Origin of the sequence: uncultured Gimesia sp., assembly GCF_963972345.1 — a bacterium.
In the GTDB taxonomy this organism is placed as follows: Bacteria; Planctomycetota; Planctomycetia; order Planctomycetales; family Planctomycetaceae; genus Gimesia.
The window spans coordinates 1-26,748 of record NZ_CAXAVM010000055.1; the positions used below are offsets into that span (position 1 = coordinate 1).

23 protein-coding genes are annotated in these 26,748 nt (G+C 51.7%); 19 read left to right on the forward strand and 4 right to left on the reverse strand.

What is annotated here, in order from left to right; genetic code table 11:
* Positions 1-226 precede the first annotated feature (226 nt).
* The 12 genes from AACZ40_RS11475 to AACZ40_RS11530 all read left to right on the forward strand — a co-directional run bounded on the left by AACZ40_RS11475 (position 227) and on the right by AACZ40_RS11530 (position 10,423).
* Complete coding sequence (locus AACZ40_RS11475) at positions 227-2,518, forward strand: PAS domain S-box protein (protein WP_339674471.1); 2,292 nt, start codon at positions 227-229, stop codon at positions 2,516-2,518.
* Between the two features lie 317 nt (positions 2,519-2,835).
* On the forward strand, positions 2,836-3,552 hold the full coding sequence (locus tag AACZ40_RS11480) for a hypothetical protein (protein ID WP_339674473.1): 717 nt from the start codon (positions 2,836-2,838) through the stop codon (positions 3,550-3,552).
* A gap of 50 nt (positions 3,553-3,602) precedes the next feature.
* Positions 3,603-4,340, forward strand: coding sequence for a carbon-nitrogen hydrolase family protein (locus AACZ40_RS11485; protein ID WP_339674475.1), 738 nt, complete (start codon positions 3,603-3,605; stop codon positions 4,338-4,340).
* A gap of 211 nt (positions 4,341-4,551) precedes the next feature.
* Positions 4,552-4,926 (forward strand): hypothetical protein, encoded by a 375-nt coding sequence (locus AACZ40_RS11490; protein ID WP_339674476.1) that lies wholly within the window; start codon positions 4,552-4,554, stop codon positions 4,924-4,926.
* Positions 4,927-5,205: 279 nt separating this feature from the next.
* Entirely contained in the window at positions 5,206-5,688 is a 483-nt protein-coding gene (locus AACZ40_RS11495; RefSeq protein WP_339674477.1) for an RDD family protein, read from the forward strand.
* A gap of 66 nt (positions 5,689-5,754) precedes the next feature.
* Positions 5,755-6,153, forward strand: coding sequence for a hypothetical protein (locus tag AACZ40_RS11500; RefSeq protein WP_339674478.1), 399 nt, complete (start codon positions 5,755-5,757; stop codon positions 6,151-6,153).
* A 104-nt stretch (positions 6,154-6,257) separates the two neighbouring features.
* On the forward strand, positions 6,258-7,076 hold the full coding sequence (locus AACZ40_RS11505) for a DUF2314 domain-containing protein (RefSeq protein WP_339674480.1): 819 nt from the start codon (positions 6,258-6,260) through the stop codon (positions 7,074-7,076).
* A gap of 114 nt (positions 7,077-7,190) precedes the next feature.
* The gene (locus tag AACZ40_RS11510) at positions 7,191-7,619 is read left to right on the forward strand and encodes a hypothetical protein (RefSeq protein WP_339674482.1); all 429 of its coding nucleotides are present in this window, start codon (positions 7,191-7,193) and stop codon (positions 7,617-7,619) included.
* 42 nt (positions 7,620-7,661) lie between these two features.
* Positions 7,662-8,120 carry an NUDIX domain-containing protein gene (locus AACZ40_RS11515; protein ID WP_339674484.1) on the forward strand — a complete coding sequence of 153 codons (459 nt, stop codon included), beginning with the start codon at positions 7,662-7,664 and terminating at the stop codon, positions 8,118-8,120.
* A gap of 25 nt (positions 8,121-8,145) precedes the next feature.
* Positions 8,146-8,577, forward strand: coding sequence for an NUDIX domain-containing protein (locus AACZ40_RS11520; RefSeq protein WP_339674485.1), 432 nt, complete (start codon positions 8,146-8,148; stop codon positions 8,575-8,577).
* 464 nt (positions 8,578-9,041) lie between these two features.
* Complete coding sequence (locus AACZ40_RS11525; protein WP_291172406.1) at positions 9,042-9,440, forward strand: hypothetical protein; 399 nt, start codon at positions 9,042-9,044, stop codon at positions 9,438-9,440.
* A gap of 185 nt (positions 9,441-9,625) precedes the next feature.
* Positions 9,626-10,423: a phytanoyl-CoA dioxygenase family protein gene (locus tag AACZ40_RS11530; RefSeq protein ID WP_291172403.1), complete on the forward strand. Its 798-nt coding sequence runs from the start codon at positions 9,626-9,628 to the stop codon at positions 10,421-10,423.
* A gap of 291 nt (positions 10,424-10,714) precedes the next feature.
* Here AACZ40_RS11530 and AACZ40_RS11535 read toward each other — a convergent pair whose 3' ends face one another.
* Positions 10,715-13,180 carry an MMPL family transporter gene (locus AACZ40_RS11535; RefSeq protein WP_291172401.1) on the reverse strand — a complete coding sequence of 822 codons (2,466 nt, stop codon included), beginning with the start codon at positions 13,178-13,180 and terminating at the stop codon, positions 10,715-10,717.
* Between the two features lie 347 nt (positions 13,181-13,527).
* Here AACZ40_RS11535 and AACZ40_RS11540 point away from each other — a divergent pair, with 347 nt between their 5' ends.
* Positions 13,528-14,742, forward strand: a complete 1,215-nt coding sequence (locus AACZ40_RS11540; RefSeq protein ID WP_291172398.1) for a C45 family autoproteolytic acyltransferase/hydolase — start codon at positions 13,528-13,530, stop codon at positions 14,740-14,742.
* A gap of 3 nt (positions 14,743-14,745) precedes the next feature.
* On the opposite strand, the gene AACZ40_RS11545 is transcribed toward AACZ40_RS11540, so the two are convergent.
* Entirely contained in the window at positions 14,746-15,624 is an 879-nt protein-coding gene (locus AACZ40_RS11545; RefSeq protein WP_291172395.1) for an NAD(P)H-hydrate dehydratase, read from the reverse strand.
* A gap of 504 nt (positions 15,625-16,128) precedes the next feature.
* On the opposite strand from AACZ40_RS11545, the gene glgP reads away from it, so the two are divergent.
* Positions 16,129-18,282 carry an alpha-glucan family phosphorylase gene (gene glgP, locus AACZ40_RS11550; RefSeq protein ID WP_291172392.1) on the forward strand — a complete coding sequence of 718 codons (2,154 nt, stop codon included), beginning with the start codon at positions 16,129-16,131 and terminating at the stop codon, positions 18,280-18,282.
* Between the two features lie 296 nt (positions 18,283-18,578).
* Complete coding sequence (locus AACZ40_RS11555) at positions 18,579-19,451, forward strand: sugar transferase (RefSeq protein ID WP_291172389.1); 873 nt, start codon at positions 18,579-18,581, stop codon at positions 19,449-19,451.
* A 102-nt stretch (positions 19,452-19,553) separates the two neighbouring features.
* Here AACZ40_RS11555 and AACZ40_RS11560 read toward each other — a convergent pair whose 3' ends face one another.
* A complete protein-coding gene (locus tag AACZ40_RS11560) occupies positions 19,554-20,225 on the reverse strand; it encodes a DUF1080 domain-containing protein (protein WP_291172386.1) in 672 nt (223 codons plus the stop codon).
* 254 nt (positions 20,226-20,479) lie between these two features.
* Here AACZ40_RS11560 and mtnA point away from each other — a divergent pair, with 254 nt between their 5' ends.
* A complete protein-coding gene (gene mtnA / locus AACZ40_RS11565) occupies positions 20,480-21,556 on the forward strand; it encodes an S-methyl-5-thioribose-1-phosphate isomerase (RefSeq protein ID WP_291172383.1) in 1,077 nt (358 codons plus the stop codon).
* Between the two features lie 19 nt (positions 21,557-21,575).
* On the opposite strand, the gene AACZ40_RS11570 is transcribed toward mtnA, so the two are convergent.
* The gene (locus AACZ40_RS11570; RefSeq protein WP_291172379.1) at positions 21,576-22,199 is read right to left on the reverse strand and encodes a hypothetical protein; all 624 of its coding nucleotides are present in this window, start codon (positions 22,197-22,199) and stop codon (positions 21,576-21,578) included.
* Positions 22,200-22,678: 479 nt separating this feature from the next.
* Here AACZ40_RS11570 and AACZ40_RS11575 point away from each other — a divergent pair, with 479 nt between their 5' ends.
* From AACZ40_RS11575 to AACZ40_RS11585, 3 genes are all read left to right on the forward strand, one after another.
* Complete coding sequence (locus tag AACZ40_RS11575; protein WP_291172377.1) at positions 22,679-23,287, forward strand: hypothetical protein; 609 nt, start codon at positions 22,679-22,681, stop codon at positions 23,285-23,287.
* Between the two features lie 453 nt (positions 23,288-23,740).
* Positions 23,741-25,984 carry a pilus assembly protein N-terminal domain-containing protein gene (locus AACZ40_RS11580; protein WP_291172375.1) on the forward strand — a complete coding sequence of 748 codons (2,244 nt, stop codon included), beginning with the start codon at positions 23,741-23,743 and terminating at the stop codon, positions 25,982-25,984.
* Between the two features lie 159 nt (positions 25,985-26,143).
* Complete coding sequence (locus tag AACZ40_RS11585) at positions 26,144-26,725, forward strand: hypothetical protein (protein WP_291172372.1); 582 nt, start codon at positions 26,144-26,146, stop codon at positions 26,723-26,725.
* The last annotated feature ends 23 nt before the right edge of the window (positions 26,726-26,748 follow it).

Here is a 26,748-nt window from a genome sequence, read left to right on the forward strand (position 1 = left end):
TAAATCAGCTGTTAGCCGAGTATTACCAGAAAGGAAGAATGGAAGCGCAGGATGTTTTTCTGACCGCCATTGAAAAAACCAATCAGATGACCGAAATTCTACGCACTCCGCCTTTATCTTCTGACGAACTGGAAGTGATTGTCAGCCAGATCAAGGAAAGTGATCACATCCATTCATGAAATTAACCTCTGATAATTCGATCAGCATCAGAACCCTGAAACAGGTCATGGATAAAACAATCAATGCCGTGGTCATTACTGACAGGCAGGGATTGACGACCTGGGTTAACAGGGGATTCGAACGCATCACGGGCTTTCAGTTTGATGAAGTCATCGGCAAAAAACCCGGCGATATGCTCCTGGGAGCCGAAAGTGATCCGCAAGTTGTCCGGAAAATGCGGTCTGCAATCGCGAATGCAGAACCTTTCGAAGTCACGATCCTCAATTATACAAAACAGGGAGATCGATTCTGGAATTACATTGAATGCATGCCGCTTTCTGAAGCAGACGAACACACGGGCTTCCTCGCGATTCAGACCGATGTCACTGCGACTATTGAATATCAGAACCAGCTGGTAAAGGCGAACAAGCGTGCGCAGGAGAACTCGGAACGTCTCCTGCTGGCTTTTGCCGGCGGACAGGTCGGCAGCTGGGACTGGAATACAATCGGGGATGAATTGTACTTCCACGAGAGCTGGGAGCATCTGGTGGGGGCAAAACCGGATACGCTCAAGCACAATCTCGAAACCTGGGAAAAACGCATTCATCCTGATGATATCGACAGTTTTAAACAACAGCTGGCATTGATTACGCATGAAAAACAGGACCACTTCGTTTCTGAGCACCGACTCCTGTGTGAACAGAATCATTACCGCTGGACGATGGCGCGCGGACAGGTCGTCGACCGCGATGAGGCTGGTAATCCTACCCGCATGGTCGGCGTCCACCTGGATATTTCCGAACAGAAACGCACGCAACAATCGCTGGATGAAAAAAATGTTCTGCTGCAAACCATTTTGGACGTGATCCCTTTTGCCGTTTCCTGGAAAGATGCCGACACTCGACACCTGGGCTGCAATGGACTTTTCCTGGAATTTTGGGGATTTAATGACCGTAGCGATGTCATCGGAAAAACTGATCGAGAGTTATCCCTCGTAGGTTATGATGCTGAAAACGTCATGGCTGAAGATCGTGCGATCCTCGAATCTGGTAAACCTTTGATGCATAAAATCGAAAATCGTATCACTAAAAATGGTGACTCGATAATCCTGGACACCAGCAAGGTGCCCCTCAAGCTTAATAACAAACCAACTGGGTTACTGGTTATTTCGATCGATGTTACCGAACTGGAAATGGCCCGGGAATCGTTACGTGAGAAGGAGATCAATCACAGACATGCAGGCCGCATGCAGGCAGTCGGGGAACTGGCAGGAGGCATCGCCCATGAATTCAACAATCTGTTGCAGGCAATCGGTGGATTTGTGACTTTTGCCCGGGATGAGATCTCCACCAGCACACAGGCCTATTCAGACCTTACACAGTGCATGACTGCAGTCAAGCGTGCAGTCCAGTTGACCGATCAATTGTTGCGATTCAGTCGTGTCGAAGAGGTACAAAAAAGCAAATGCAATTCTTTGATAATCATAAAAGATCTACGTGTATTGCTCCGTCCGTTATTACCCGAAAGTATCAAACTTGAGTTTGAATTAGACAGCACTCTTCCCCCGATCCTTGCCAATCCGCTCTTATTAGGGCAAGCACTGCTTAACCTTTGCATGAACTCTCGGGATGCAATGCCCGTCGGGGGAACGCTCACTATTGGCAACCGGCTTATTACAGCACAGCAGGAGGCCTGGATTGGGTTTTATGTCAAAGATACAGGCTTTGGAATTCCGGAATACATTCAGGACAGGATCTTTGATCCTTTCTTTACCACCAAAGAGGTCGGGGAGGGAACGGGGCTGGGACTCTCAATGGTCTACTCCACAGCCCAGGAGCATGAAGGCCGTGTGGAATACGCATCCCAGCCAGGTAAAGGTGCCCGATTCGAGATCCTGATCCCCGTTATCAAGGAAACCGACTCTTTAACCCGGCACCCGCAGATGGACCTGGTTGATGTGAATGCCAATATGTCCAACGTGTCGCATGTGAAATCAATCCTGGTAGCAGAAGACGATTCGATCGTGATGCTGGTCACCCTCCGCATGCTGGAAACTCTGGGATACCAGGTGCTGACCGCGAATAATGGTTGGGAAGCGGTTGAAATCTATCGCCAGGAAAAAGATCGTATTGATTGTCTGCTCTTTGATGTTTCGATGCCACTCATGAACGGTCCCGATGCCTACGAAGAAATCAGCGGCCAGGGCGATCCGCCTCCAGTCGTTTTCTGTACCGGATATGATGCAAATCAGAACTTGAAAACGACCCTTTCGCAACAGGGGGTCCATTTAATCTATAAGCCCTTCGATCAGGCGACCCTTGAAGAAGCGATTACCGGCGCCATTGTTAGCAGCCGCTGAGATTGACAACGTTCCATCTTGATCTGAACGTCCGGAAAGTTGCCTGCCCGGTCATTAGTGTGAGTTTCTGAGTCGGCTGAACAAAACAGGCACCTTTTCAGTCCAAGGGGATCGCTCGCTTCAGACCCAGATTGAACTGCAATAGTGGGTCGAGGCGCCTTTGCAGCAGGGAAACGAAAGGCTGATAGAGGTGGTTTCCTGAGTTCGGTTGCAAAATGGAAGGGCATGCTGCATGATGAAGAAACCGCCAGCGGATTGAGAGCCCATGACGAGTGTCGGCTCAATGCATTTCAGTTGCTCTATCAGAAAGTCGCTCCGTGGAAGTCGTTGTCTGCATCCCCCTTGTTCTGGAAAGTCATGACGCGTTTCGCGACCAGGTTCTTTCGGTGGCGCGCGACCGGTTTCTGTTCGCCGGGCAGATTCTGATGTCGATCGTAAACAGTGCCGCGGTGAAATGCGAGATTCATGAAGTGGATCCCGATATGGCGCTGGCGTTTGAACTCGGCGCGCAGCAGGCGATTCCCGAGAATGATCTCGCAGCGATCGCCGGTCATCGTTCGGTTATGTATCTAATCACCGATCGAACCGGTTTGACAGAACTGCATCAGTTGCACACCTTCATTGATGTCACACTTGAGTGTGGCGGGCTGGGAGTGAAGTTTGAGAATTCGGGCGTTGCACACAGTCTCAGTTCCTGGCAGCAGAAAAAGTTCTGTGAAAACAACCTGGATCTGTTGCAGTCGCATGTGATGCTGACCGGGGACGAAGACTCTTTCTACAGCACGGGCATGCATATCTTCGGCCTGCCTGATGCGGCGGTGCCGGCCAGTATCGAAAATCGGGCTGCGGCGCGTCTGTTAACGGAGTTCAATCATTATCGTATTTTCGAAGCGGCGCAGGTCAAAGATGGTCAGACCTTCTCACTGGCGGCAGACGCACCTCGCTTTCGCCTGCATCTGAAAGAGGACGAGATCAACGCGGGTCAGGAATGTTTCGTTAACCCTTACGGACGCTTCCTGCTGGAACCGCTTTAGCGTATTGCCTCTGAAGTTCGATTCAGTCTGTGATTGGGAGTATTGAGCCTTTGCAAAACAGAATCACTGTCGCCGCGTGTCAGTTGTTTGATGTGCAGGATGACCTGGAGCAGTCGCTGGCAAAGATCAAAGAGTATGCAACGCGGGCTGCTGCGGAGGGCGCGGCACTGGTTTGCTTTCCGGAATCGTATCTGCAGGGTTACACGACACAGGAAACACTCGCGCGAGAGCGGGCGCTGGATATTTCTTCCCGCCCGTTTGCTGACATATTGAAACAACTGGCGTCGCTGCAGCCGACACTGGTGATCGGTTTTATTGAGCAGGCAGAGGAGCAGCTGTTTATTTCCGCGGCCGTTGTCAGGCAGGGAAGACTGCTGGGCTGTTACCGGAAAACCCGGCTGGCGCCAGGGGAACGATTGTTCGATCCGGGTACGAAGACGCCGACGTTTGAAGTTGAGGGACTGCGGTTTGGTGTGAATATCTGTTATGAATTGAATCTTCCCGAGTGTGCCGCGACGATTGCTTCTCAACAGGCACAACTGATGGTCTGCCCCTGCTACAATATGCTGCACCCGGAGAATGCCGAATGGTGGAAGCATCGCCACAATGCCATTCGCGCCGAACGAACGCGGGAAACCGGACTCTGGCTGCTCTCTGCGGATGTAACGGGGAAACGCGACGGACAGATTGCCTATGGCCCGACAGCGCTGATTGACCCTGAAGGAACCGTCGTGGCGCAAGTTCCCCTGATGGAAGAAGGACTGCTGGTGCAGGAGATTACGTATTAGCTATCATATCAATGGAAGGAGTCATGAGCTGCCTGTCGCCAAATTTCAGTTTGTGATTGTGATTCCAGTCAGCGTGACAGCACTAAGGCGACTCGCTCTTCCGAACAGGGTAACGCCTGTCAATAATCGGTCTGAATTTTGAGTTGACGAGTATCAGGGAATGGCATATTGTTCACGTCTGTGAGTTTCTCTTTCTTACACGGAGGTCGCGATGTCACATCAAGTCAAACGCTTTGCCTGGCTGAAACGTGTTGGTTTTATCCTGAGTCTGATGTTGCTGGTGATTGTGACGGGTGTCTTTGTGGTTGCTGCAACTGCGGGGGGCTCTGCCAGCTGTACCCTGAACAGCGGTCGTTCCGTGACAACGAATTCCGATTCGTGGTATTTAGAGTCGCAGAGTTCTGGAGACACCGCGACGATCAACACGTCTGGATTTCAGATTGTGGTGGCTCCTCAGGAATTGCGTGTTGATGGCAAGGCGATTCAAACGATCGAGAACGGGGTAAAAAAAGTGACCGTCAATGTGCAGGATCGTCGGATAATCTTTCTTGCAGACGGCAAGTCAGTGGCGAACTATCCTCGTTGACGCGCAGAACATTACTCAACCCGTGCTTGCTTTCGCAAACCGGTTCAGCCGGATATCCCTTTCAGACAGATGTCTGATGTCAAACTGGCCGAACATCGCGTTACCGGTTTTGCCAGAGACTGTGCGATCCCCTCGCTGCAGTGTTCAACTGAAATCGTTGAATAAGTCGGGATTCATGTTGAACTTACGGTTCGAGTCAGGGTATTCTCGTCAGATGCAGGTCTGATCAATACAGCAGCGAAAATTCACCCGAGAACAGGAAGCAGGGAGTCGGCAGGGATGAAGTATGCAGGGTTCTGGATCAGGACGGTCGCGTACATGATTGATTTCGTCCCGATCAGTATCGTTGTGATGACGATTTTTTTGCTCTATACGGATTTCGGGCAGACGTGGATTACCTATCAGGCGGATCGTACGAACGTGGATGCCCGCGTGCAGTTTATGCAGGAACGGAACTGGATTCGGGAAATTTCGTTTGGCGTCTGGCTCGTGTATTGTGCGTTGATGGAAGGTTCTTCTTTTCAGGGAACACTGGGGAAACGGCTGATGGGGATCCGCGTGGCGGACCGGCAGGGAAACCGGATTTCCTTCGGCTGTTCGATCATTCGTAACCTGTCCAAGATAACTTCTTATCTCCCTTTTCTGGTGGGCTTTTTCTGGGTCGCGGGTTCTCCGCAGAAACATGGATGGCACGACATGCTGGCGAAGACAGATGTGTTGCACGGGATTCCCGACAGCAGGAACAGTTTGAGTGAATCATAACGGTCGCTGGTTTTTAGAAGTGTTGATAATTTGACTTCAGGGCGCGCTCTCAAAGCGGGAGGATTTATGATGAGGCACTATGAAACGTCAGACTCGATCCGCGAGATGATCACATATTTTCTGCCTTACTGTGATGACAAAATCACGCTGCAGATCCTGCTCAGGATGAGCGAGTGCCTGGAGCCCTGGGATGAAGCAGACTCGCTGTACGAGCGGATCAGACAGAAAACGGTGATCGCCCGTAAAAAAAACGATAGCCGGTCGCTGGCTCAATATGCCTTCGAAGAGTGCTGTGCCAAAACCTTGTATAATATGTCAAAACCGGCTACACCGTTCAGTGAGGATACGCCGTTCTGGGTCATCCCGCTGGGCTTCCGCTTCGCCTGTGCCCTGGAACTGCCCGACCCGTATGCATTCAGTTCGCAACTGGACGACGATTCAGAACAGCGTTTTCGGTTCATGTGAATGGTGATAGTTGTCTCTGCCAATTTACGTATTCCATATGTGTTTTTTAAAAGGCATTTGTAGTAGTTCAGTCAATTGAGTTATTTTGCGGGGAGAGTAAGACGATGAGTGAAGAGGAAAATATTGTTCTGTATAAAAGCGATGATCCTGACATGGTGAAAGCCAGCCAGCAGGCGCGGAAAACATTTAAGTATTTCTGGCGGGAGTTGTCCTGGGAATGTCGACGGATCATCCCCGGTCTGGATTTTGCTGCTGTCAAAGTGGCCTTTCACGATCCGGACGTGGCCCCTGGCGACCCGGATACCGAGCATATGTGGGTGAACGGCATTGACTGTAATGGCAGAGAGATTATGGGAACGCTCAACAATGACCCGGAGTGGCTGACCAATGTGAAAGACGGGGATCAGATCTGTGAGCCGTTGTCTGCAATCTCGGACTGGATCTTTGCCGTTCGGGGGAGAGCGTATGGCGGATATACCGTAAACCTGATTCGTTCGCGGATGTCTTCCAGCCAGCAACGCGCGCACGATCAGGCCTGGGGCATGGACTTTGGCGATCCGGACGAGATTGAAGTCGTCTATGTACCCACGGAACCGGTGGGATTTCTGGGACGACTGTTCGGGAAGAAACCCGTGATTGATCCGAAAGTGCGCAAGCAGAATATGCTGGAACATCCGATGTGTATTAACATGGGTGAGTCGCTGGAAGCAGCGTTGCAGGAATCCAGAGAAATGGTGACAGACACAGATGAAGAGGGCTGGACGATGCTGCACCGCGATGCACTGGCCGGCAATGCGACAGTCGTCAAAATCCTGTTGGAGCATGGAGCCGATCCGACCTTGAAAACACCGGAGGGCGACACGCCTTATGATCTGGCCAGACGCTTTGGTTGGAAACATGTGATGAAACTACTGGCGAATTGAAAGTGACAGGGATGACTGCTGCAAGATTCCGCCAGGAGAAGGTGATTCACTATCATAGCTGGGGGATTAAAAAAGAGACGGTTTGGATGAACGTACAGAGTCGGAAAAGTGGAAATGATTGCAGAAGCAAAAATAAGATTTAAGGGAAGTGCATTTCACTCAAGTGAATGGCATGAGCTACTGAGAGTTACTGGTTTTCGAGTGGTATCTAGTGGTTTGGATAAAATTATTTATACATCTGGTGGAAGTTATTTAGTTGCCAAACAAATTGGGTTTGTCAGATATGAGGAGGAAGAGGCATTTGATTGTGTTGTCGAGTTGAGACAGTCAAAAGTCTGGGAAGGATTTATCAAATTTTATGCAACATTATTAGCTGCGTTTGCCGTCCCTCAGGAAGTCGTTATTACGTTAGATGAAAATGATTTCACCGAACAAAGTTTGTTGAAACAGTATGCTGAAAAGAAAATACTGCAGTTATTTCCTGAAGAAGATTTAATTGACAATAGGGTTTACAGAGAAGGCGATGGAGTTCAATTTCTATAATGGAACTCAATAATCCTGATACAACTGGGATATGATTATAAGATGACCGACATCAGCCTCGATTTGAATGAGTACCGTGTGAACCTGCGGGTGGCGGCGATTGTGCGGTGGGGGGATGAGGTGCTGTTGTGCCGTCCACCCGGGCATGACTGGTGGTTTCTGCCGGGCGGGCGGATTAAGGTCAACGAAGATTCGCTGACCGCGGTGCGGCGGGAACTGACCGAAGAGATCGGGCCGGGCTTTGAAGTGCGGAAACCGACGGCGATCGTAGAGAACTTCTTCAATCTGGACGACCGGCGGTTTCACGAGATCTGCACGGTTTACGAAGTCACCTGGCACGGGACTGCGATCGCGGCAACGGTGAAAGATGTGACGGAAGTGTTCGGCTGGTTCTCACTGGCGGAATTGAGCGACGTGGTTCTCAAGCCGGATTTGATCAAACAGAGAGTACTCAATCCGCGAGCGGAACTGGAACTGATTGTGAATCGGGAGAACAGATGAATTTTGTAAGGCAAAGCAGGTTCGTATGACCTATCGCAATCGCGTGTTTATTTATATTACGAACGGGGATCATCTGCTGGTGCTTGACCATGTTGATTTCCCGGAGGCGGGAACACAGATTCCGGGGGGGACCATTGAGCCGGGTGAAACACCGGAAGCCGCGGTGCTGCGGGAAGCGCACGAAGAAACGGGGCTGAATGATTTTTCTGATCCTGTTCTGATTGCCCGCCAGAAAATGGATCTGGAACCGTTTGGAAAACAGGAAATCATTGATGCCTGGTTTTACCATCTGCAATATGAGGGAGAACGGAAAAAACGCTGGCGACATGCAGAGCAGACGCCCGGTGATGGGAGTGCACAGCCGATTCTGTTTGAATTGTATTGGGTTCCACTTCACGGGGAGGTATCCTTAAATGGTGCCGACGGACTTTATTTAGAGAGTATTCATGATTGCTAAAGCGGGTTGATGTGGCATGCTGTTATGGAAGTGGATTGGCTGTATTATCCATGTGCAGAGCTAAGTCTGGAGAACGATGCTGAATGAATGAGTCTTATAGTATCTATGATCTGTTGGAGCAAATTCAAAAACGACCTGCCATGTATGTTGGATCGGATTTTTTTGTATCTGGCTGGTTATCAACATGCGATGATTGATCAGGGAGTCCGCGATGAATCTACACCTGACTTCGCGGGATTTCATGAATTTGTCAGAGATAAATTTCAATTCCCAGGCTCCTCAATGGGTTGGCCAAATCTAATCCTGGCGATAACAATGGGGCTGAATCCCCGGGAGGTAACGTGGGGAAATTACAATCAGGGAGTGACTCCGGAACTGCACAAGGAATCGGTACTGGAATTTTTCCGATTGATCGATGAATACCGTTGTACTGAAGTGAATAAATCCAAGGGAACTGAAACTCAATGAATACTCCCAATCAACAGCATATTTCAACCCGAACCGGGCTATTGCTACTGCTGTTGACCCTGGTGGTTCCGGTAATTCTCTGGCTGCTGTTCGAGGCAACTCTGCCGTTCCTGATTGCTTTTCTGGCTGTTCCCGTGATTCTGATGGCGGTCTGGCATGATCTCGGGTTTCTCATCGGGGGCATATTTTTCTGGGGCACGCAGATTCTGTGGGAGCAGCTGAGCATGCAGCCGGGGCAGGTCGATAATATGTTGTCGGGGCTGGTAATTACCCTGGGCTGGGTGCCTTATGTAATATTTTACGGGCCGATTTTTCTGTTCATCAAATCGAATGATCGCTATCGCGAGAGGTGGGGCGGGACCAGCTCTGCCGTTATTTCTGATCGCTTGGATTGAGTTTGTGTTTTCAGATCAGTGGCTTAGAGCCTGCAGACAGGAGACAGGAACAGATCAGGAAGATTACACAATTTCACTACTTTAATTTTCAGAAGCGGAATTGTATGATATCGGAGTCTGCCGGAGCGAGGCCTGTTTTTGAGCTTCGTTGTCGGCGTGTGTCTTTATGATCAGAGTTGAGAACTATGGCATCACCATCACAGTCCCTGACCCGGGAGCAGCTGTCTGCGGAAGAAGTTGAGAAATTCGAGCAGGACGGCTACCTGATTTTACGTAATCTCTGTCCCGAAGCGTTGCGGCAGGAAATGCTGGCGGCAACCAGAGACGGACTGTCGCGGGTGGTGGAGCCGGTCGAGTATGAAGCCGACGTGGAATATCCCGGTTCGCCCCGCTCACGGAATGTGGCCGGCGGTGAGACCGTGAGGCGGCTGCTGCAGTCGCACAGTCGCGGGATGAGCTTTACGCAGCTCGTGAACCATCCGGCGCTGGTGAATCGGTTGTCGCAGTTACTGGGTCCCGATTACGTGATGCCGCTGGCACATCATAACTGCATCATGACCAAGCAGCCCGAGTTCAGCAGCGACACGATGTGGCACCAGGATATCCGCTTCTGGTCCTTTGAGCGGAAAGAACTGATCAGCGTCTGGGTGGCTCTGGGCGAAGAAAACACGGATAACGGCTGTCTGAAAGTCATTCCGGGCACGCATCGCATGAATTTTGAACCGCATCGCCTGGACGAGCGAATCTTCCTGCGACCCGATCTGCCGGAAAACCAGGAGCTGATAGAGACCAGTGTGTCCGCGGAACTGCACCCGGGAGACATCCTGCTGTTCCACTGCCGCACGTTTCATGCGGCGACCCGCAATTTTACCGATCAGGCCAAGTTCTCGGTAGTTTTCACGTTTCGACCAGCGGACAATCCGCCGATCAGTGGCACACGTTCGGCCAGTCTGCCGGAACTGGTGATTCATACGAATCCGTAGTTCTTGCGTTTGACTTTTCCTGTATAGGGAGGAACGAACAGGAGGTTACAGTGTGATCGTGCGCCAGGGCAGCGTCTTCCGTGGTATCAGGCAGATCTTATGAGGCGCGATTTCTCACGAGATAACGTATACCCCGCGACCTCCTGTTGTCTGCGACAACCTCGAATTGCATTCGAGGTCACCCGCTGGTTCTTCTGTCGGTTTTCCTTGCGGTGATTCACTGGAATTGTGGGTCGCCAGGCGGGCGGACACATGGGTAGCGCACCTGCTTTTACAGGGTTTGCTTTGTTGTTACTTGACGTGGCTCGAATCGAGTTTGGGCTGGGGTTTGGCGTCGAGGAACTGGGCAGCACCGAGGTATTTTCCCCAGGAGCCGAAGTAGCCGCGATAGAGCATGATCAGGTAGGCGGGCACGATGATGGGGCGGATGATGAAGGTATCGAGCAGCACGCCGAAAGCGAGGGCAAAACCCAGCTGCTGCATGCCGACCAGGGTGCCTGCCATCAATGAGGCGAAGGTACCAGCCATGATAATCCCGCAACTGGAGATGATGCCGCCCGTACTTTTCAGAGCAGAAATCACGCCGTCCACGGGGTCTCTGGTTTTCTGTTCTTCATCGATGCGGGTAATCAGGTAGATGTTATAGTCTTCGCCGACGGCAATCAGGATCGTGAAGAGGAACATCGGCACTTTCCAGTCGAGGCCGGTGAAGTTATATGGATCGAGAGCCCAGAAGACGGTGAAGGTAACTCCCAGTGTCACCAGGTAGCTGAAGAACACGCTCAAAATCAGGTAGGCAGAGATTGCAGGTCTGCGGAGCAGGATCACCAGGATAATAAAGACACTGCCCAGCACAAGGATATCGATGCGGGCCTGGTCCTTATCGGTGACGTTTTTGAGGTCGCTGATGCTGGCGGTTGCGCCGATATAATAGAGTTCCGTATTGTCACGCAGATTGGCGGGCAGCGCTGAACTGACCGCTTTTTTAACCCGTTCCAGCTGCATCATACTGTCGTGCGAGAAAGGATCTTTTTCGAGGATCAGGTCCATGCGGGTGACATGGTTTTCGAGTTCGGGTTCGGAACTGACGTAATAATTTTTGATCAGCTTGATACGGCTGAGCGCGCCAATTTTCCTGAGTCCGGTCAGGTTTCTGGCTTCTTCCATTTCATCAGCCGCCCCGATGCCAAACGGCTTGGTCATATTGCGGATGTCGGCGATGCCGAGCTCGTCTTTCTGTTCAAGCAGGGCAGCAGTCAGCTGTTCGATGGCGTTACGTCCCTCGGAGTTGGAAAAGTTGACATCCGGATTCTCGAACAACAGGGTCAGGGGGCCGGTGGCGCCGGCGGGATAGTGCCCCTGTACGGCTTTCGTGCCAACCACGCTGGGATCTTCGCTGGGGAGTTCGGAGAGCAGGCCGTAGCTCAAATTTCCATAGCAGGCCAGGCTGATCAAGGCAAACGGGAAGAGGATCATAAAGGTCGAGAGCCAGATTTTTCCCGGCTTCCTGAGTAAGGCAAGCGAAACCGATTCCCAGAGTGATCCGGCCCAGTTACGTTGCATCAGTCGGGCCATGACGCTGGACGGGGTCAGCCAGCCGGCGGAAATGGCGACGCGTTCATTGAATGTCTGAGGCCAGTAAGCGAAGCGACCGGCGAGACAGAGCAGGGCCGGAGAGAGTGTGAGGGAAGCGAGCAGCACGAAGAAGAGGCTGAGTGCCATGGCGATCCCCGCCTGTTGAAACTTGCCAAATTCTGCAAAAACCATCATGCCGATACCACACATGGTTGTGCCGGCACTGGCTGCCAGGGCGGATCCTACGGTGGCGATGGAATTGGAAACGGCTTCCTTGAAAGTGCATTCCTTATCCAGTTCTTCCCGATGGCGGGCGATCAGAAACAGACAGTAGTCGACTCCCGCACCATACAGAATGACAGTGACGTAGACTTCGATGCCTGAGAACAGGCCGACCCAGCCCCAGCTTGACAGAATCGCCAGCACGGAAAGCGCAATTTTCACGGAGACGAAGACGGTAAAGAGCGGAATCAGTGCCAGAATGGGGGCACGATAAATGATGATCAGCAGCAGGACGACCAGCAGGACCGTCCAGAGTTCGGTGGCTTCCGCGCTCTGGTTCGCAGCACGAATCATATCGCGGCCAACCGTGGCTATCCCGCTGAGTGTGATATCGAGACCGGGCTCGATCGTCTTTTTGAATTCGTCATTGGCGAGGAGATGCTCAATACTCTCGACGGTTTTCGCATTACTCTGATCCAGAAATTCTGTGGAGAGTTCTACAATGACCAGTGAGGCTTTATTGTCTTCACTCTGCAGCAGGTTGCCGATGGATTTATCTGTGTAGGTGCGGATCCGCGAGATATTCGATTTCTGCGAGACTTCGCCTTGCTCTGTGTTTTCGGTGGCATAACCACCCTGTTCTTCTACAATCTTCTCAAGCTGTGGTTTGAGGGTGTCCTCGATAAATTTGAGGTCCTGCGGCCTGAGCCCCTGATCGCCATGTTCGCGGCGCACGACGATCACGATGCTGCTGGCCAGCAGATCATCGGGGAAAGCACGCTTGAACAGTTTCTCGCCTTGCAGGCTGGGAGAGTCAGCGGGGAGAAATGCGAATTCGCCGTTCTGAACGACTGAAGACCATTCCGGTGCGACGTAAGAAATCCCAGCTACTGCCACAACCCAGCAGACAAGAATGATCTGCCAGAAACGAACAACGTTGTTGCCTAAAACTCGAAACATAGAGATTGCTAACAAAGAGCGAATGAAGAGACGTAACATACAATCTGGGAAGACACGAAACAGTTTCAACAACAGTTCTTTGAAACCGGATCCATAGGCGTGAGGTATCTACAGTAACTTCAGGTCTTCGCGCCGTCAATCTTCACACATTACAGTGACTGAATGCAAGTCTAAGGGACTTGTAATTGCGATGTGAGCTTGAAAAGTGTGTTTATGTTCATTTTTAATGGACAGTCGTAAAATTAATTTTGTATCTAACTCTGAGTTTGTCATAATGTGTGTCTGATCGGAAAACCTTGCATCTCCCCGTTTCCCAATCGTTCTGACGAGTGAAAAAGGATCTTCTTATGTCGCGTAACCCTCGCCGTTTATCTGGTTTGTGTTTCTTATTGCTACTGACACTGGTCTGTTTCACTCCGGTGGTTGCTTCAGCGCAAACCATTGCCCGTTGTGGTGAGGGCTGGCTGGAAAAGATTGACGGGTATTACGTGCTGCATCTGAAGGGAACTCATTACGAGATGGGTTACCAGCAGGGGGCGTTACTGAAAGAAGACGTTCGTAAGAACATGTACAACCTGCTCAATGAAAAAGGGGATATGACGCTGATCGACCTGGGGCCGGTGAAACTCAAACCACGGCAGGCGATTGAAACGGTCGTCCAGATTCAGAAACCATACACGCCTCAAAAATATGTGGATGAAATGCGGGGGCTGGCAGCGGGTGCCGAGATTGCCTATGAGGATGTGAGAGCCACCAATTTCATTCCGGAGATGTTTCACTGCAGCGGTTTTTCGATTGCAAATTCTGCGACGAAAGACGGAACACTGTATCATGGTCGCGTGCTGGATTATGCCTGTGACTGGGGCCTTCAGGATCATGCGGTGCTGGTCGTTGCAGAACCCAAAGGGGGAATTCCGTTTGTGAATGTCTCTTATGCGGGTTTCATTGGTTCTGTCACGGGCATGAATATGCAGTCTGTTTCGATCGGCGAAATGGGAGGCCGGGGACTGGGGCACTGGTCGGGAGTGCCAATGGCATTCCTGGTGCGCGAAGTACTGGAGACAGCGAAAGACCTGGATGAAGCGATTGCCGTGTTCCGCGACAACTATCGCACCTGCGAATATTATTATGTGATCGCCGATGGTAAAACGAACCGCTCCGTGGGCATGGCAACCAGCTGGGAGAAAATGGAACTGATTCAACCCGGCGAAGCGCATCCCCTGCTGCCGAACCCGGTAAAAGATTCCGCGCTGCTGTCCGCCGGCGATCGTTACCAGGAATTGTCGAAACGGGTGAAACAGGGTTATGGCGAATTCACGGCTGAGTCTGCGATCGAACTGATGAGTCGGCCCGTGGCGATGAAATCCAATCTGCATAATGTGCTGTTCGAGCCGAAATCGACGAAGCTGTGGGTCGCGAATGCGAGTTCGGATGGAAAACCGGCTGCCAATCAGAAGTATTACGGTTTTCAGTTATCGGAACTGTTGAAGCGCAAACCGGATTCCAGTGCCCCCGTTTATCCAATGCCGACAGGCCAGGCTGTTTCTCAGAAAACAGAATAGACATCAGTTATCCGTTTCATTTTGCAGTTGCAACCAGGCATCAGGCAGGTAGTCGATCAGATCTGAGGCGATGAGCGCGGGTTGGGAAAGGTCTTCTGCCGCCAGATCTCCGGCGAGCCCATGCAGGTGCGCTGCCAGTTGTGCTGCGTCAAAAGCAGGCATCCCCTGGCCACACAATGCGGTCAACAGACCAGTGAGGACATCTCCCGTGCCCCCGGTTGACATACCGCTGTTACCGGTTGTGTTGACGGCGATGCGGGAACCATCCGTGATGACTGTGCCTGCTCCTTTCAGGAGTAATACGATCTGTTGCTGTTGTGCGTATTCGCGCGCGTGCGTTTCTCGATCTTCGCTGATTTCGGAAATACTTTTTCCCGTGAGCCGTGCGAACTCGCCGGGGTGGGGTGTAAACAGGCGTGGTCCTGCGGCAGCTGGCAGGTTCTGGTCCGCTGCTGCAATCACGTTTAAAGCGTCCGCATCAATGATTAAAGGCTGTTTGAGCTCTGCGTAGAGTTTCCAGATCAGCATCTGCACCCAGGGAGCTTTCCCGAGTCCGGGACCAATCGCGATGGCTGCGAAGTCGTCAATCTGATCCAGCAGCACCTTTGCTGACGGGCCCGTCAATTGACCTGACGGTTCGACGTGCAGCGGCAGGGTAAGGTAACAGGGATTCACGGCAGCGACGATGGATTGAATTTCCTGGGGTACGGCCAGAAAAACGAGTCCTGCGCCTCCCCTGAGGGCCCCCATTCCTGAGAGACAGGCGGCTCCGCTCATCCCCACACTGCCGGCAATCACCAGAACTTTTCCGAACGTTCCTTTGTGAGAATCCGCAGGTCGTTGAGGCAGCGGAGGCAGATCGGTGATTCGTTGAAGATTCATGGTAAAAAATTCTTTCAAAATGATTCGACATCACTAAAATGTGAAAACGATTCTGCAGGCAGGAGCTGAGGAACATGGTATTCCCGTGTTTGTGCTCCACTTGGATTATCGGTGTCTCCCAGAAAGATTACGAAAGTTAGTCTGGGTTAAATAAGGTGGCTGGTAAATTGATTTGAGCGTGTAAGTTCAATATATCCTGTTGAAAGTGTGACTGGGAAGACTCCCACTGAACGTCGAGTTCATTATACTTTAAATGCCTGAAATTGAATTGGTTCTTTTAATGAGAGAGCTCATTTCTGCATGATTCTACGATCAAACAGGTAAAGAAATCAGGTCAGTGTCCCGGTTGATGATAACGTTTTCAGGGTCATCCTGGCCGGCTATAATTAATCGAGAGACGCCAGAGTTAAAGTGTGTGTTCTAGAGTGACATCAGTATCACCCTCAGTCCTGTGCTGAGGAATGACCGAACGATAAACAACTGCAATGGATTGGATGATCTTTAATGGCTAAGAAAAAAACCGTTTATGAGAAACTTTGTGAACTGGCCAGCAACCTGTGGTGGAGCTGGCAGCCTGATGTCACTCAAATATTTCATCTGATTGATCCCGATAAATGGTCTGAACTGAATCATAACCCGGTACTGCTGTTGAAAGAATACTCGCCGCAGGAACTGGATGATAAATTGAGCAGCCTGAGCCTGCATTCCCGTGTGAATGTGGCTTATCGTCGCTGGCTGGAATACATGGATCGGTCTGATACCTGGGGCTCGACGAATGCGACGATTCTGGGGCATCGCTGTGCGGCCTATTTCTCGGCTGAATTTGGAATTCACGAATCATTACACATCTATTCCGGCGGACTGGGTGTTCTGGCGGGGGACCACCTGAAAAGTTCTTCGGACCTGGGACTGCCCCTGGTTGCCATCGGCCTGTTTTACGGTGAAGGTTATTTCTCGCAGCATATTGATAAAGAAGGCTGGCAGCAGGAATCTTATACAGAAGCCAAAACCGAGAATCTGCCCATCATTCCCGCCTATACGCCTGAGGGAAAGCCGGTGATGATTTCGGTCACGACACGCACGGGAGAAATCTTTGCGAAGGTCTGGCGGATCAATGTGGGACGCGTGCCCTTGTATCTGCTCGACACGGATGTGCCGGAAAACAGCCAGGAAGACCGGAATCTGACCGCCCGCTTGTACGGCGGCGATCAGCGAACCCGGATCCGTCAGGAAATCATGCTGGGCATCGGCGGCGTGAAGGCACTGGAAGCGATCGGGATTGAACCGAGTGTGATTCACATGAACGAAGGTCACTCGGCATTCGCTCCCCTGGAACGCGTGCGAAACCGGATGCATGAAGACGGATTCTCGTTCGATGACGCTCTGCGTGAAGTCGCTGCGTCCTGTGTGTTTACTACTCACACACCCGTGCCCGCCGGCCATGACCGTTTTGATGGAGGTCTGGTAGAAGAACACGTTGGCCCGCTGGGTGACCAGTTAGGTCTGGATCATCATGCCCTGATGAGCCTGGGCCGCGTTGATCCGCAGAATGAAGGCGAAACCTTCTGCATGACCGTACTGGCATTTAAACTGAGTCGGCTGGCCAACGCAGTTTCGAGTCTGCATGGTGTGGTCAGCCGTCGGATGTGGGCTTCGCTCTGGCCGTGGCGGAGCGAGGAAGAAATTCCCATCGGTCATATTACCAACGGTGTGCATATGCCAACCTGGCTGGCGGCACCGATGCGTGTGATTTATGACCGCGTACTGCCGACAAAGTGGTATTACAAAACCGGTCAGGCCGATGTCTGGGCCGGCATTGAAGAGATCACCCCCGGCGACTTGTGGGAAACGCACCAGGCACTCAAGAATCGTCTGATCCATTTCTCCCGCGATCTGCTGGTGAAGCAGGCCAGGCGGCGTGGCAGTTCCGATGCGGAAATTGGCCACTTGAAAACCGCGCTCAATCCGGATGCGTTACTGATTGGTTTCGCCCGCCGCTTTGCACCGTATAAACGAGCCGACCTGGTGATGAAGGATATGGAAACATTCCTGAAGATCATCGAAGACTCAGATCGTCCGGTGCAGTTCATTTTTGCCGGGAAAGCACATCCGGCGGATGAACGGGGCAAGCAGATCATCCAGCGGATCTTCAAGCTGACCCAGGAACCGCAGTTCCGAGGCAAGATTGTGATTCTGGAAGATTATGACATCAATCTGGGTCGTCACCTGGTGCAGGGCGTGGATGTCTGGTTGAACAATCCCCGACGTCCTCTTGAAGCATCCGGCACCAGTGGTCAGAAGGTGGTGTTGAACGGTGGATTGAACTGTTCCATTCTGGATGGCTGGTGGGCGGAAGCCTTTGACGGCAGCAACGGGTTTGCCATTGGTGAAGGCCGCACGCATGTGAACCAGGAGATTCAGGATGACCGTGATGGTCTGAACCTGATGAAGGTCCTGAAGGAAGAAGTGATTCCCCTGTATTACGACCGGAACTATGACGATCTGCCCCTGGAGTGGATTGCCCGCATGAAAAACGGAATCCGCACCTTGGGCTGGCGATTCAACGCCGACCGGATGGTCATGGATTATGCAGAGAAAATGTACCTGCCGGCAGCGGGTGGATTGTCCAGCCAGATCAAAGGGGATTCTTCCCTGTAGGATCGGCTCACCGCCGCTGCAATACTGATTATCGTGTTAACGGTTACAGGAGACAGATTCGTTCTGATTCCTGTAACCGTTTTTTTTGGCAGGATCCCATCTTGAGTGTAAAAGACTCACCTCTGCCGTGAGGTTCTGGCTGACTTACCAGAACACGGACGCCATTTTTGAGCTAGCTTTTCAGCGTAAGTACTTAATCGCTGCTGCCCCTGTATCGCCGACACATCAGACTGTTCCTCTCGTCTGACGATCCGGGCGCCAATTCTGATGACCTCTAATGGAAGAAAGCGTTTGTCATGAGCTCAATCATCGCAGGAAAGAACAGCCAGGCGGGTAAAGCCATGATCCCACCCGGAGAATTATCGGACCTCGTCAAAGGCTATCTGGATGTCGATCTGTGGCGTTCCACGGGCTGGCTGACACGTCTGCATCTGGATGAGCCACGGGTGGATGTGCGGAATCTTTCAGAGCGAACACGGTTGTGCAAGCGACTGATGGATATCGCCGTTTCCTTTACGATGCTGGTTGTGCTCGCGCCGTTGTTGCTGGTTCTGGTTGTGCTGGTGAAACTCACTTCTCCCGGTCCGGCCATTTTCAAGCAGACCCGCGTGGGTTTGAATTTGCGCAAGCAGACGAAGAATGACCGTCGCCAGTCACAGGTGGATTTAACCGAACTGGATCTGAAGTCGGATCGTCGTCAGCCAGGTTCAGACCGCCGCGATGAATCGGGTTACGGGATGCCGTTCACGCTGTATAAATTCCGAACGATGACTGTGGATGCGGAAAAAAATGGTGCACAGTTCGCGGTGCAGGGAGATCCCCGGGTGACGAAGCTGGGCCGCTTCATGAGAAAAACCCGACTGGACGAACTACCCCAGCTCTGGAATGTCCTCAAAGGAGAAATGACTTTGGTCGGCCCGCGACCGGAACGTCCGGAGTTCATTGAAGGCTTGAGCAAAGAGATTCCGAACTACATCAATCGGCTGGGATTAAAGCCGGGGCTGACGGGAGTGGCTCAGATCGTGAACGGTTACGACAACAATGTTGAAAGCTTCCGCCGCAAAGTTTCGCTGGATCTGATGTATCTACAGAACTGCTGTGTCTGGAACGACATTAAAATTCTGTTCAAAACCATCCGCGTCATTCTGACCGGCAGCGGTGCGTTATAAACTCTGCTAAGGCTGCTGGGCGTTATTTTCGGGTGTAAAAAAACGCCCTGTTACCAGGGCGTTTGAGTATCGTTTTTCAATTCGATTCAGTCGAGCGGTGGCTTACTCGAGTTCTTTGATACGCAGATTTTTGAATTCGATTTTTGCGCCATGACCACACAGGCAGATGTGACCGGATTCCCGTTTCAGGCCGGGATGGTCTTTCCCGTCGATGGTGCCGTTTTTCTTGGCGTCAGTCATGTCGAAGTCGAGGATGGTGGTACCATTCAATGTGACTTTGACTTTATTACCATCCACCAGCAGTTCCTGGGTGTTCCACTCGCCGACCGGATTCAGGTGACCCCGTTTGGCGGGAGCCGTTCCATAGAGTGAACCGTGATACTGGTATTTCTGCAGCTTGGCATACTTGTCGGCTGTATCATCCAGAATCTGAATTTCTTTGCCGGCGTAAGCAGGACTGGTTTTGGGCTGGAGTGGAACATGGAAACCGATACCGTTGTTGGCGCCGGGCTCCAGCTTGAAATCAAATCGCAGGACGAAGTTCTTGTATTGCTTATCGGTGTAGAGGTTTCCGCCGCTGTCTTTTTTACTGACCAGCATGCCGTCTTCCGCGAAATAACCGTCAGTGGCACCCTGCCAGCCATCCAGGTTTTTACCGTTGAAGATGCTTTTGAAGTCGCTGTCGCAATGTTCTTCAGCGAACAGGGGGGCCGACAGGCTGAGAACAGCAATCAGACCCAGCGAGAATAAGTTCCGGACAGTTGTTGGGAGCATAACATTGATTCCTTGATATTCAGCAATTGACGGTTATTCAGGAAGGAAAATCCTGTGATATTAAAGGATCTTTAAAAAGGTGTGCAGGATTGAGCATACCAAAGTGCATTTACCGGAATCAATGGAAAACCTCGTGAAACCGCAGGGTTTTTTGTTTGAGGTGATTTCGGCTAGAATATGAGTCAGTAACACCACGGAATTTCCCCTCTCTCAGATATGAGAGAACCAACTATAGAAGAGAACTGAATATGAATATGCAGAATCGAATGGAGTCAGATATCGCCACGATGCGGTGGGTCGGCGGAACAGATGGTTTTCTGCAGATGATCGACCAGACATTATTGCCCACGGAGTTTCGAGAAATTGAATGTCGAGATGTCGAAACGGTCTGGGAGGCGATCAAGAAACTGCGTGTGCGTGGTGCGCCTGCGATCGGTATTGCCGCCGCCTATGGACTTGTCGTGGCCCTGCAGACGGGAACAGGTTCTGAACGTCCTGACTTTGATCAGCGATTGACAGAAGCGGCAACCTACCTGGCCGAGAGCAGGCCGACCGCGGTGAATCTGTTCTGGGCTCTGGATCGACTGCAGAATCTGGCAGCAGGTTTGCCGACGCTTTCCAATGAGGAGATGCATACACGTCTGCTGGAAGAAGCGCAGCGGATTGAACAGGAAGACCTGGAGATGTGTCACAAAATTGGTCGAGTCGGTGCCGAACTGCTTACCGCAGGCGATGGAGTGCTCACGCATTGCAACGCCGGCGGCCTGGCGACCTCGGGCGGGGGAACGGCGCTGGCTGTGTTCTTCGAGGCGGCACGACAGGGAAAAGAGATCCGGGTCTATGCCGACGAAACGCGCCCCCTGATGCAGGGCGCCCGGCTGACCACATGGGAACTGATGCAGCGCCAGATCCCGGTGACGCTGATCACCGATTCCATGGCGGGCTGGGTAATGCAGGAACAGAAAATCCAGGCAGTTGTCACCGGGGCAGATCGGATTGCCGCCAATGGAGATGCAGCGAATAAAATTGGAACTTATTCCGTCGCGCTGCTGGCGAGCCTGCATGAGATTCCGTTTTATATTGCAGCGCCCTCCAGTACGTTCGACTTGAGCCTGGCCAGTGGAAGTCAGATTCCCATCGAAGAACGTCTGCCGGAAGAGATCACACACGGGTTCGGGAAACAGACGGCTCCAGAAGGCGTCGATGTCTATAATCCCGCTTTTGATGTAACGCCGGCAAAGTATATTACCGGGATCATTACCGAGCGCGGCCTGATTCAACCCGTGACCACCGCAGAAGTCGCACGGGTTCTTTCAACAGACCAGGATTAAGTGACCAGCGACCGGATGCTCAGCGGTTGATATAAACCGGGTTCTGTTCGTACCCCGCAGAGTTACCCTGGTAGGGATTCTGTCGTTGAGGCTGCTGGTATGCGGGCTGTTGATATTGCTGCTGGTACTGAGGCTGTTGCTGGTACTGCTGCTGATAGTCAACCGGTACCATCGTCTGCTGCGGTTGATAGTACGAAGATTTCAGTTCTTCCCGGCGTTCCTGGAAATCCCGTTTTCGCTGTTGAATTTCTTCGATATCTTCTTCCCGTGGAGGGAGCGCATAATTCTTCCAGGCTGCCTGCTCGTGGTAGCGGTTCCAGAAGTGCTGCGAATAGGCCAGTTGAGGAGTAATACCCCAGCCGTTCGCGGTCTGTGTTTGCGAAAGCACGTGGCGGTAGTTATATGGCTTGAAGTAGTGGTAGCCACTGTAGGGTGAAATTTCCTGGAAATAGCCATGCTGCCAGGGGTATTGTGAATCGAACGGAAATCGAGGATCACCGTAGATTCCGCCTGTGACGCCGGCGCTGGTCATGGGCTGGCTGGATTCGTAAGGCATCGCTTCAGCACCATAGGTTCCGTCTGAATAGTACGGATCTCCGCCGACGGAAGCTGCGATTGCAATGGCTATTAAAGTAGATGACATACCAGTAATCCCTCTTAATCAAAAAACAGAGTCTCTGAACTGTCTGATGAATTAAATAAACGTTCCGATTTCTGTGTGACCTCTGCGCGAGCTGTTACCCCGCATTACTATTTATCGGAATATCAAACCACCTTTCCTTCAGGTTCATCATAAAATTCGCAGGGAGTAAATCACATAAGTGCGGCACAACCTGCATATTTTCAAATCGGGTTAGTATAACCAGTCAAAATGAACCGGCAGGATCTGCCGAAACAGGGCGGAAAGCATGAAGTTTGAGAGGGATTTTGGTCTCCTGCCCGGATTAGGATGTAGGCTTAAGTAGCAACGCGAATGTCTGCTGCTCCCCGTGAGCGAGGCACTTGTGATTCCATATAGATCAGACAGTTTTGCGTCAGGCAGGCTGTTTATGAATGGCGAATATTTTTTGCTTTACATCAGAGATGATGTTTTTGAATACTAACATGAGGTGTGAGAGAGCAATGGGAAATTATCGAAGAGTCACGCTGGTGATCGTGCTGCTGGTCATGGCTTGTGCTACCGTGTATGCAGATGATGTGATCATCCCGGGAGCGGATCTGGGAAAATCAGGCACACTGCCCCCGCCTCCGAGTTCAGTGACGCCGCAACCTGATCCTGCTGCCAACCTGCAGCCTCACATGCAACAACAACAGATGCAGCAACAACCGGGTGCCGCCGACCCGGATGCGCTGACCCGGCCTGTTCCCGGTTACCAGGGGGGAGGCTATGTTCAAGGCGGAAATCAGTACTGGCTGCCTAATAATGTTGTGCCTCAGGTGGGCTCACCTTATTACTATAGTGCGACCCAGGGAGCCGGCGGTACTTATGGAATGACCGGTCCTCAGGTGGGCATGCAGGCCGGGCAAACCTGGTACGGAGGTTATAATGAAGCAAATACGGGAATGCAGAATCAGGCGTTAACAGAAGATCCTTACACCAAACACTTTGGTCCCGGCTTCTACCGTTCCAACGAGTATGGCCACTACCGTTTTCCTTCCTACAGTTACAGACGTCCCTGGTACAACCCCGGTGCTCCGACGTATAACCGGGATACAAATTATCGCTGGTAAATGCGTCTCATCAATATAAAACGACGCTGATGTGAAGGCGTTTCCACTAAAAACCCAGGCCCGCTGCCTGGGTTTTATTTTTGTCATAACTAAGTGTTTCCCCTCAACTTGAGAGAGGAAAGGGTAAAAATTAGTGGAACCACTCTAATCCTGATTTCACGATTAGCCGATACAAACAATACAAAGTGATGTGTATCTACCCGAATTACGTTCGAAGAATTCGAAAAGCCGGTGGTTTTTTCCTTGATTGTGACAGGAACGTGGCGAGCTGATACGTGGAAAACAGGAAGCCGGGAACCGGTTAAGGATAACCGGTTCTGAGTAAATAACAGTTATTACTAATGTAAAGCCATATCGTTGAGTCAATCAGGCGCCGATCGCCCTGAGTATAAACTTTAGTATAACGCCAAATGACCATTTTCCTGAGTGCAGGCAATTGGGGAGCGACAGCGGATGTTCAAGCAGAACTGCCATGGATCGGCAATTCGATATTTTGAAACGATTCGTTTTCAAAATGCCATAAAAATTATCGCGATCAGCCTCGCGAGTCTATCTTCGCTTGCACACTTTGCGCTGGCCCAGGGACCCACGATGCTGCAGAGGCCCCCGCGTTCACTTCAACGTGGCGCACAATCGGCAGCACCTCCTGCACAGATGCAACGTCCTCAGATGCAACGTCAATACGCACAACCTCCTGTGCAGATTCAACATCGAGTCTCACCTCAATATCTGCCACAAAACCAGTATCAACCTCCGTCCCAGTTTGATTCCGCGCCGCAAGGTGTGGTTCCCATTCAGGATGCGGCAGATCATTCAAACGGTTCCAACATTCAGATGGTGCAGGATACAGGCCGTATTACCCGGAAACCTCTGCCGACTCAAATCCGCTCAACTCCCGGCATTTTCGACGAGATGGAAATTATCATCCGTCGCAGCCAGCTGATCATCACCAATTCACGAATTCGGCGGTACGCAATTGCTGACCCTTCGATTATTGAATTCGTCACCTATTCCCCCACGGAAATTTCGATTGTGGGACTGGAAATGGGGACCACGACCTTAACGTTATGGTTTGAAGGTGACGACACGCCGATTACCTATCTCGTACATACAATTCAGGACCCCAGCCTGGAAGGCCAGCGGCGGATTGATTACGGCAAGCTGGAACGAAAAATTGCGGTTCTCTTTCCGAACAGTAAAGTGTATCTGATTCCTCTCTCCCGGAAAATTATTGTCAAAGGAGAGGCCTCTGATGCGACGGAAGCGGCCAATATTCTGTCGGTCATTCGCGGTGAAGTAATCAACTACGAAGGCAACCTGGGGGGACCTCAGCCGGTGGGAGCCGGTGCTGCCTATGGAGGCGGTTATGGTGCAGGGGGCATGCTGGACGGTATCGGAAACAATGGTTATGCCTCTTCCTTTATTGTGAACATGTTAGAGATCCCGGGAGAATTCCAGGTGATGATCCATGTCACGATCGCGCAGATGAACCGCACGATGATGCGACAGCTGGGTGTCGATTTAAGTGTCCTGTTTGACGGAGGTCGACAGTTTCTGGGATCCTCCATGGGGGGAATTCCCTCGACGTTGACAGGTATCTTTGAGGCTGGTGAAGTGAATGTACTGATCAACGCACTGGCTCAAAATGGGACAACCAAAATTATGGCACGCCCGACGCTCACGGTATTGAGCGGTCACTCGGCCAGCTTCCTGGCCGGTGGTGAGTTTGCGGTTCCGACAATTGTTGGTGTCGGGGGCGCCCAGGGAACATCCACCACCTTCCGCGGATTTGGTACCTCAATCGTGGTCACGCCGATTGTCATTGATAAAGACTTGATCCGGATGCGAATCGTACCGGAATACAGCCAGATCAATGACAGTAACTCCGTCCAGGGAATCCCCGGTCTGAATTCACGCCGGGCCCAGACAACCGTGGAATTACGCGAAGGACAGACCATTGTACTGGCGGGTTTATTTGGACATGATACTTCCACCGGGGTGACCCGTATTCCCTGGCTGGGAGAAATTCCGCTGGTGGGCAGTTACCTGTTCAGTTCCAAACAGTCGAGTCAGGGTGAATCGGAACTGCTGATTACGGTGACTCCACAACTGGTACGACCGATGGAAGAGGATGAAGTTCCTCCTTATCCCGGTTTTGAAGTGACAGTGCCAGCAGATAAGGAATTGTATAAATATGCGATGACGGAAGGGGCTCCGGACACAGCCGTCTATCAGCTGCAGCCTTATGGTCGCGGTGCCGGTCAGGGAATCGAAGTAGGTTACCAGCCGTTCAATCCGGCTCCTGCGTCACCTTATTATCCACCTGCAAATACGGGGACCTATCAGCAGGGAGCGGCAGCACAGCCGATTCCGCAGCATCGCAGTTCCTTCCCGGCACAGCCTGTGAATCCCCAGGTTCCGGCACACACGAATCAACATCAGCCCCTGCCTCCGCCACCAGCGCCGGCAGCCAGTGGGCCTCATGCCAATGCTCCCGGACAATACCAGGGAGCCCAGACACAACCACGGTCGGGCAGATTTACACAAATGGTCAAAAACCGGTTCCAGAATGGAGCAGCTGAAAACCAGGACAATTCCTTTATTCAGCCTGCAGGATACATCGATCCAAAAATGCGACGGGACTCAGCGGAACCAGAACCGGCCCGATCCCGATTTTCCCTGTTTGGCAGGGAATAAGAGTTCCAGTTTGTTCGAGACTGACATCAGCAGGATCAAATCTTGCTGATACAGAAAATGATTTTCATTCAAGAGATTACGAGGGATCTTCTCCGGGAAGAAACATTCGTACTTTTAATATCCAGGCAGTGACGACGTTGTCGTAAATAACTGAGGGACATGATGGCCCGTTTTTCAATATTGCATAAACTGATTCTGACATCCAGTTGCATACTGCTGGTTGCCGGTTGCTGCCGCTGGGGTGGGGGAGGCAACTGGGGTGTTCACAAACGCTCTTTTGCGATTCCCGAAGTTTACCCCCTGGGTAGTGTCAACCGCGCGCATTACCATACGATGGAATCCAATGCGGAAGCGGTCGATTTTATTATCAATCGCAACGAATTTGTTGAGAACAGTGCCGAACTGACCACGAACGGTAAAGATCATATTCTCGAAATCGGTGCCCGCATGCGAAGTGCCCCTTATCCGGTGATCGTGGAACGTAGCGATAATAACTATGCACCCGAACTGGACGCCTATCGACGCCAACTGGTGGCCCGCATCCTGACCGACCTGGGTAACCAGGACGCGGATCAGCGAACGATTGTCTCGACTCCTTACGGGCGATCCCTCAATTCACGCGAAGCTGAAATCGACTACTACCGCTTCATCTCGACTCGAGGCAGCCTGGGTGGCGGTTTCGGCGGCGGTGGCGGCGGAGGAGGAGGCTTTGGCGGCGGTGGTGGGAACGTCGGGTTTTAATCACTGTTAATGTTGCCTGACGG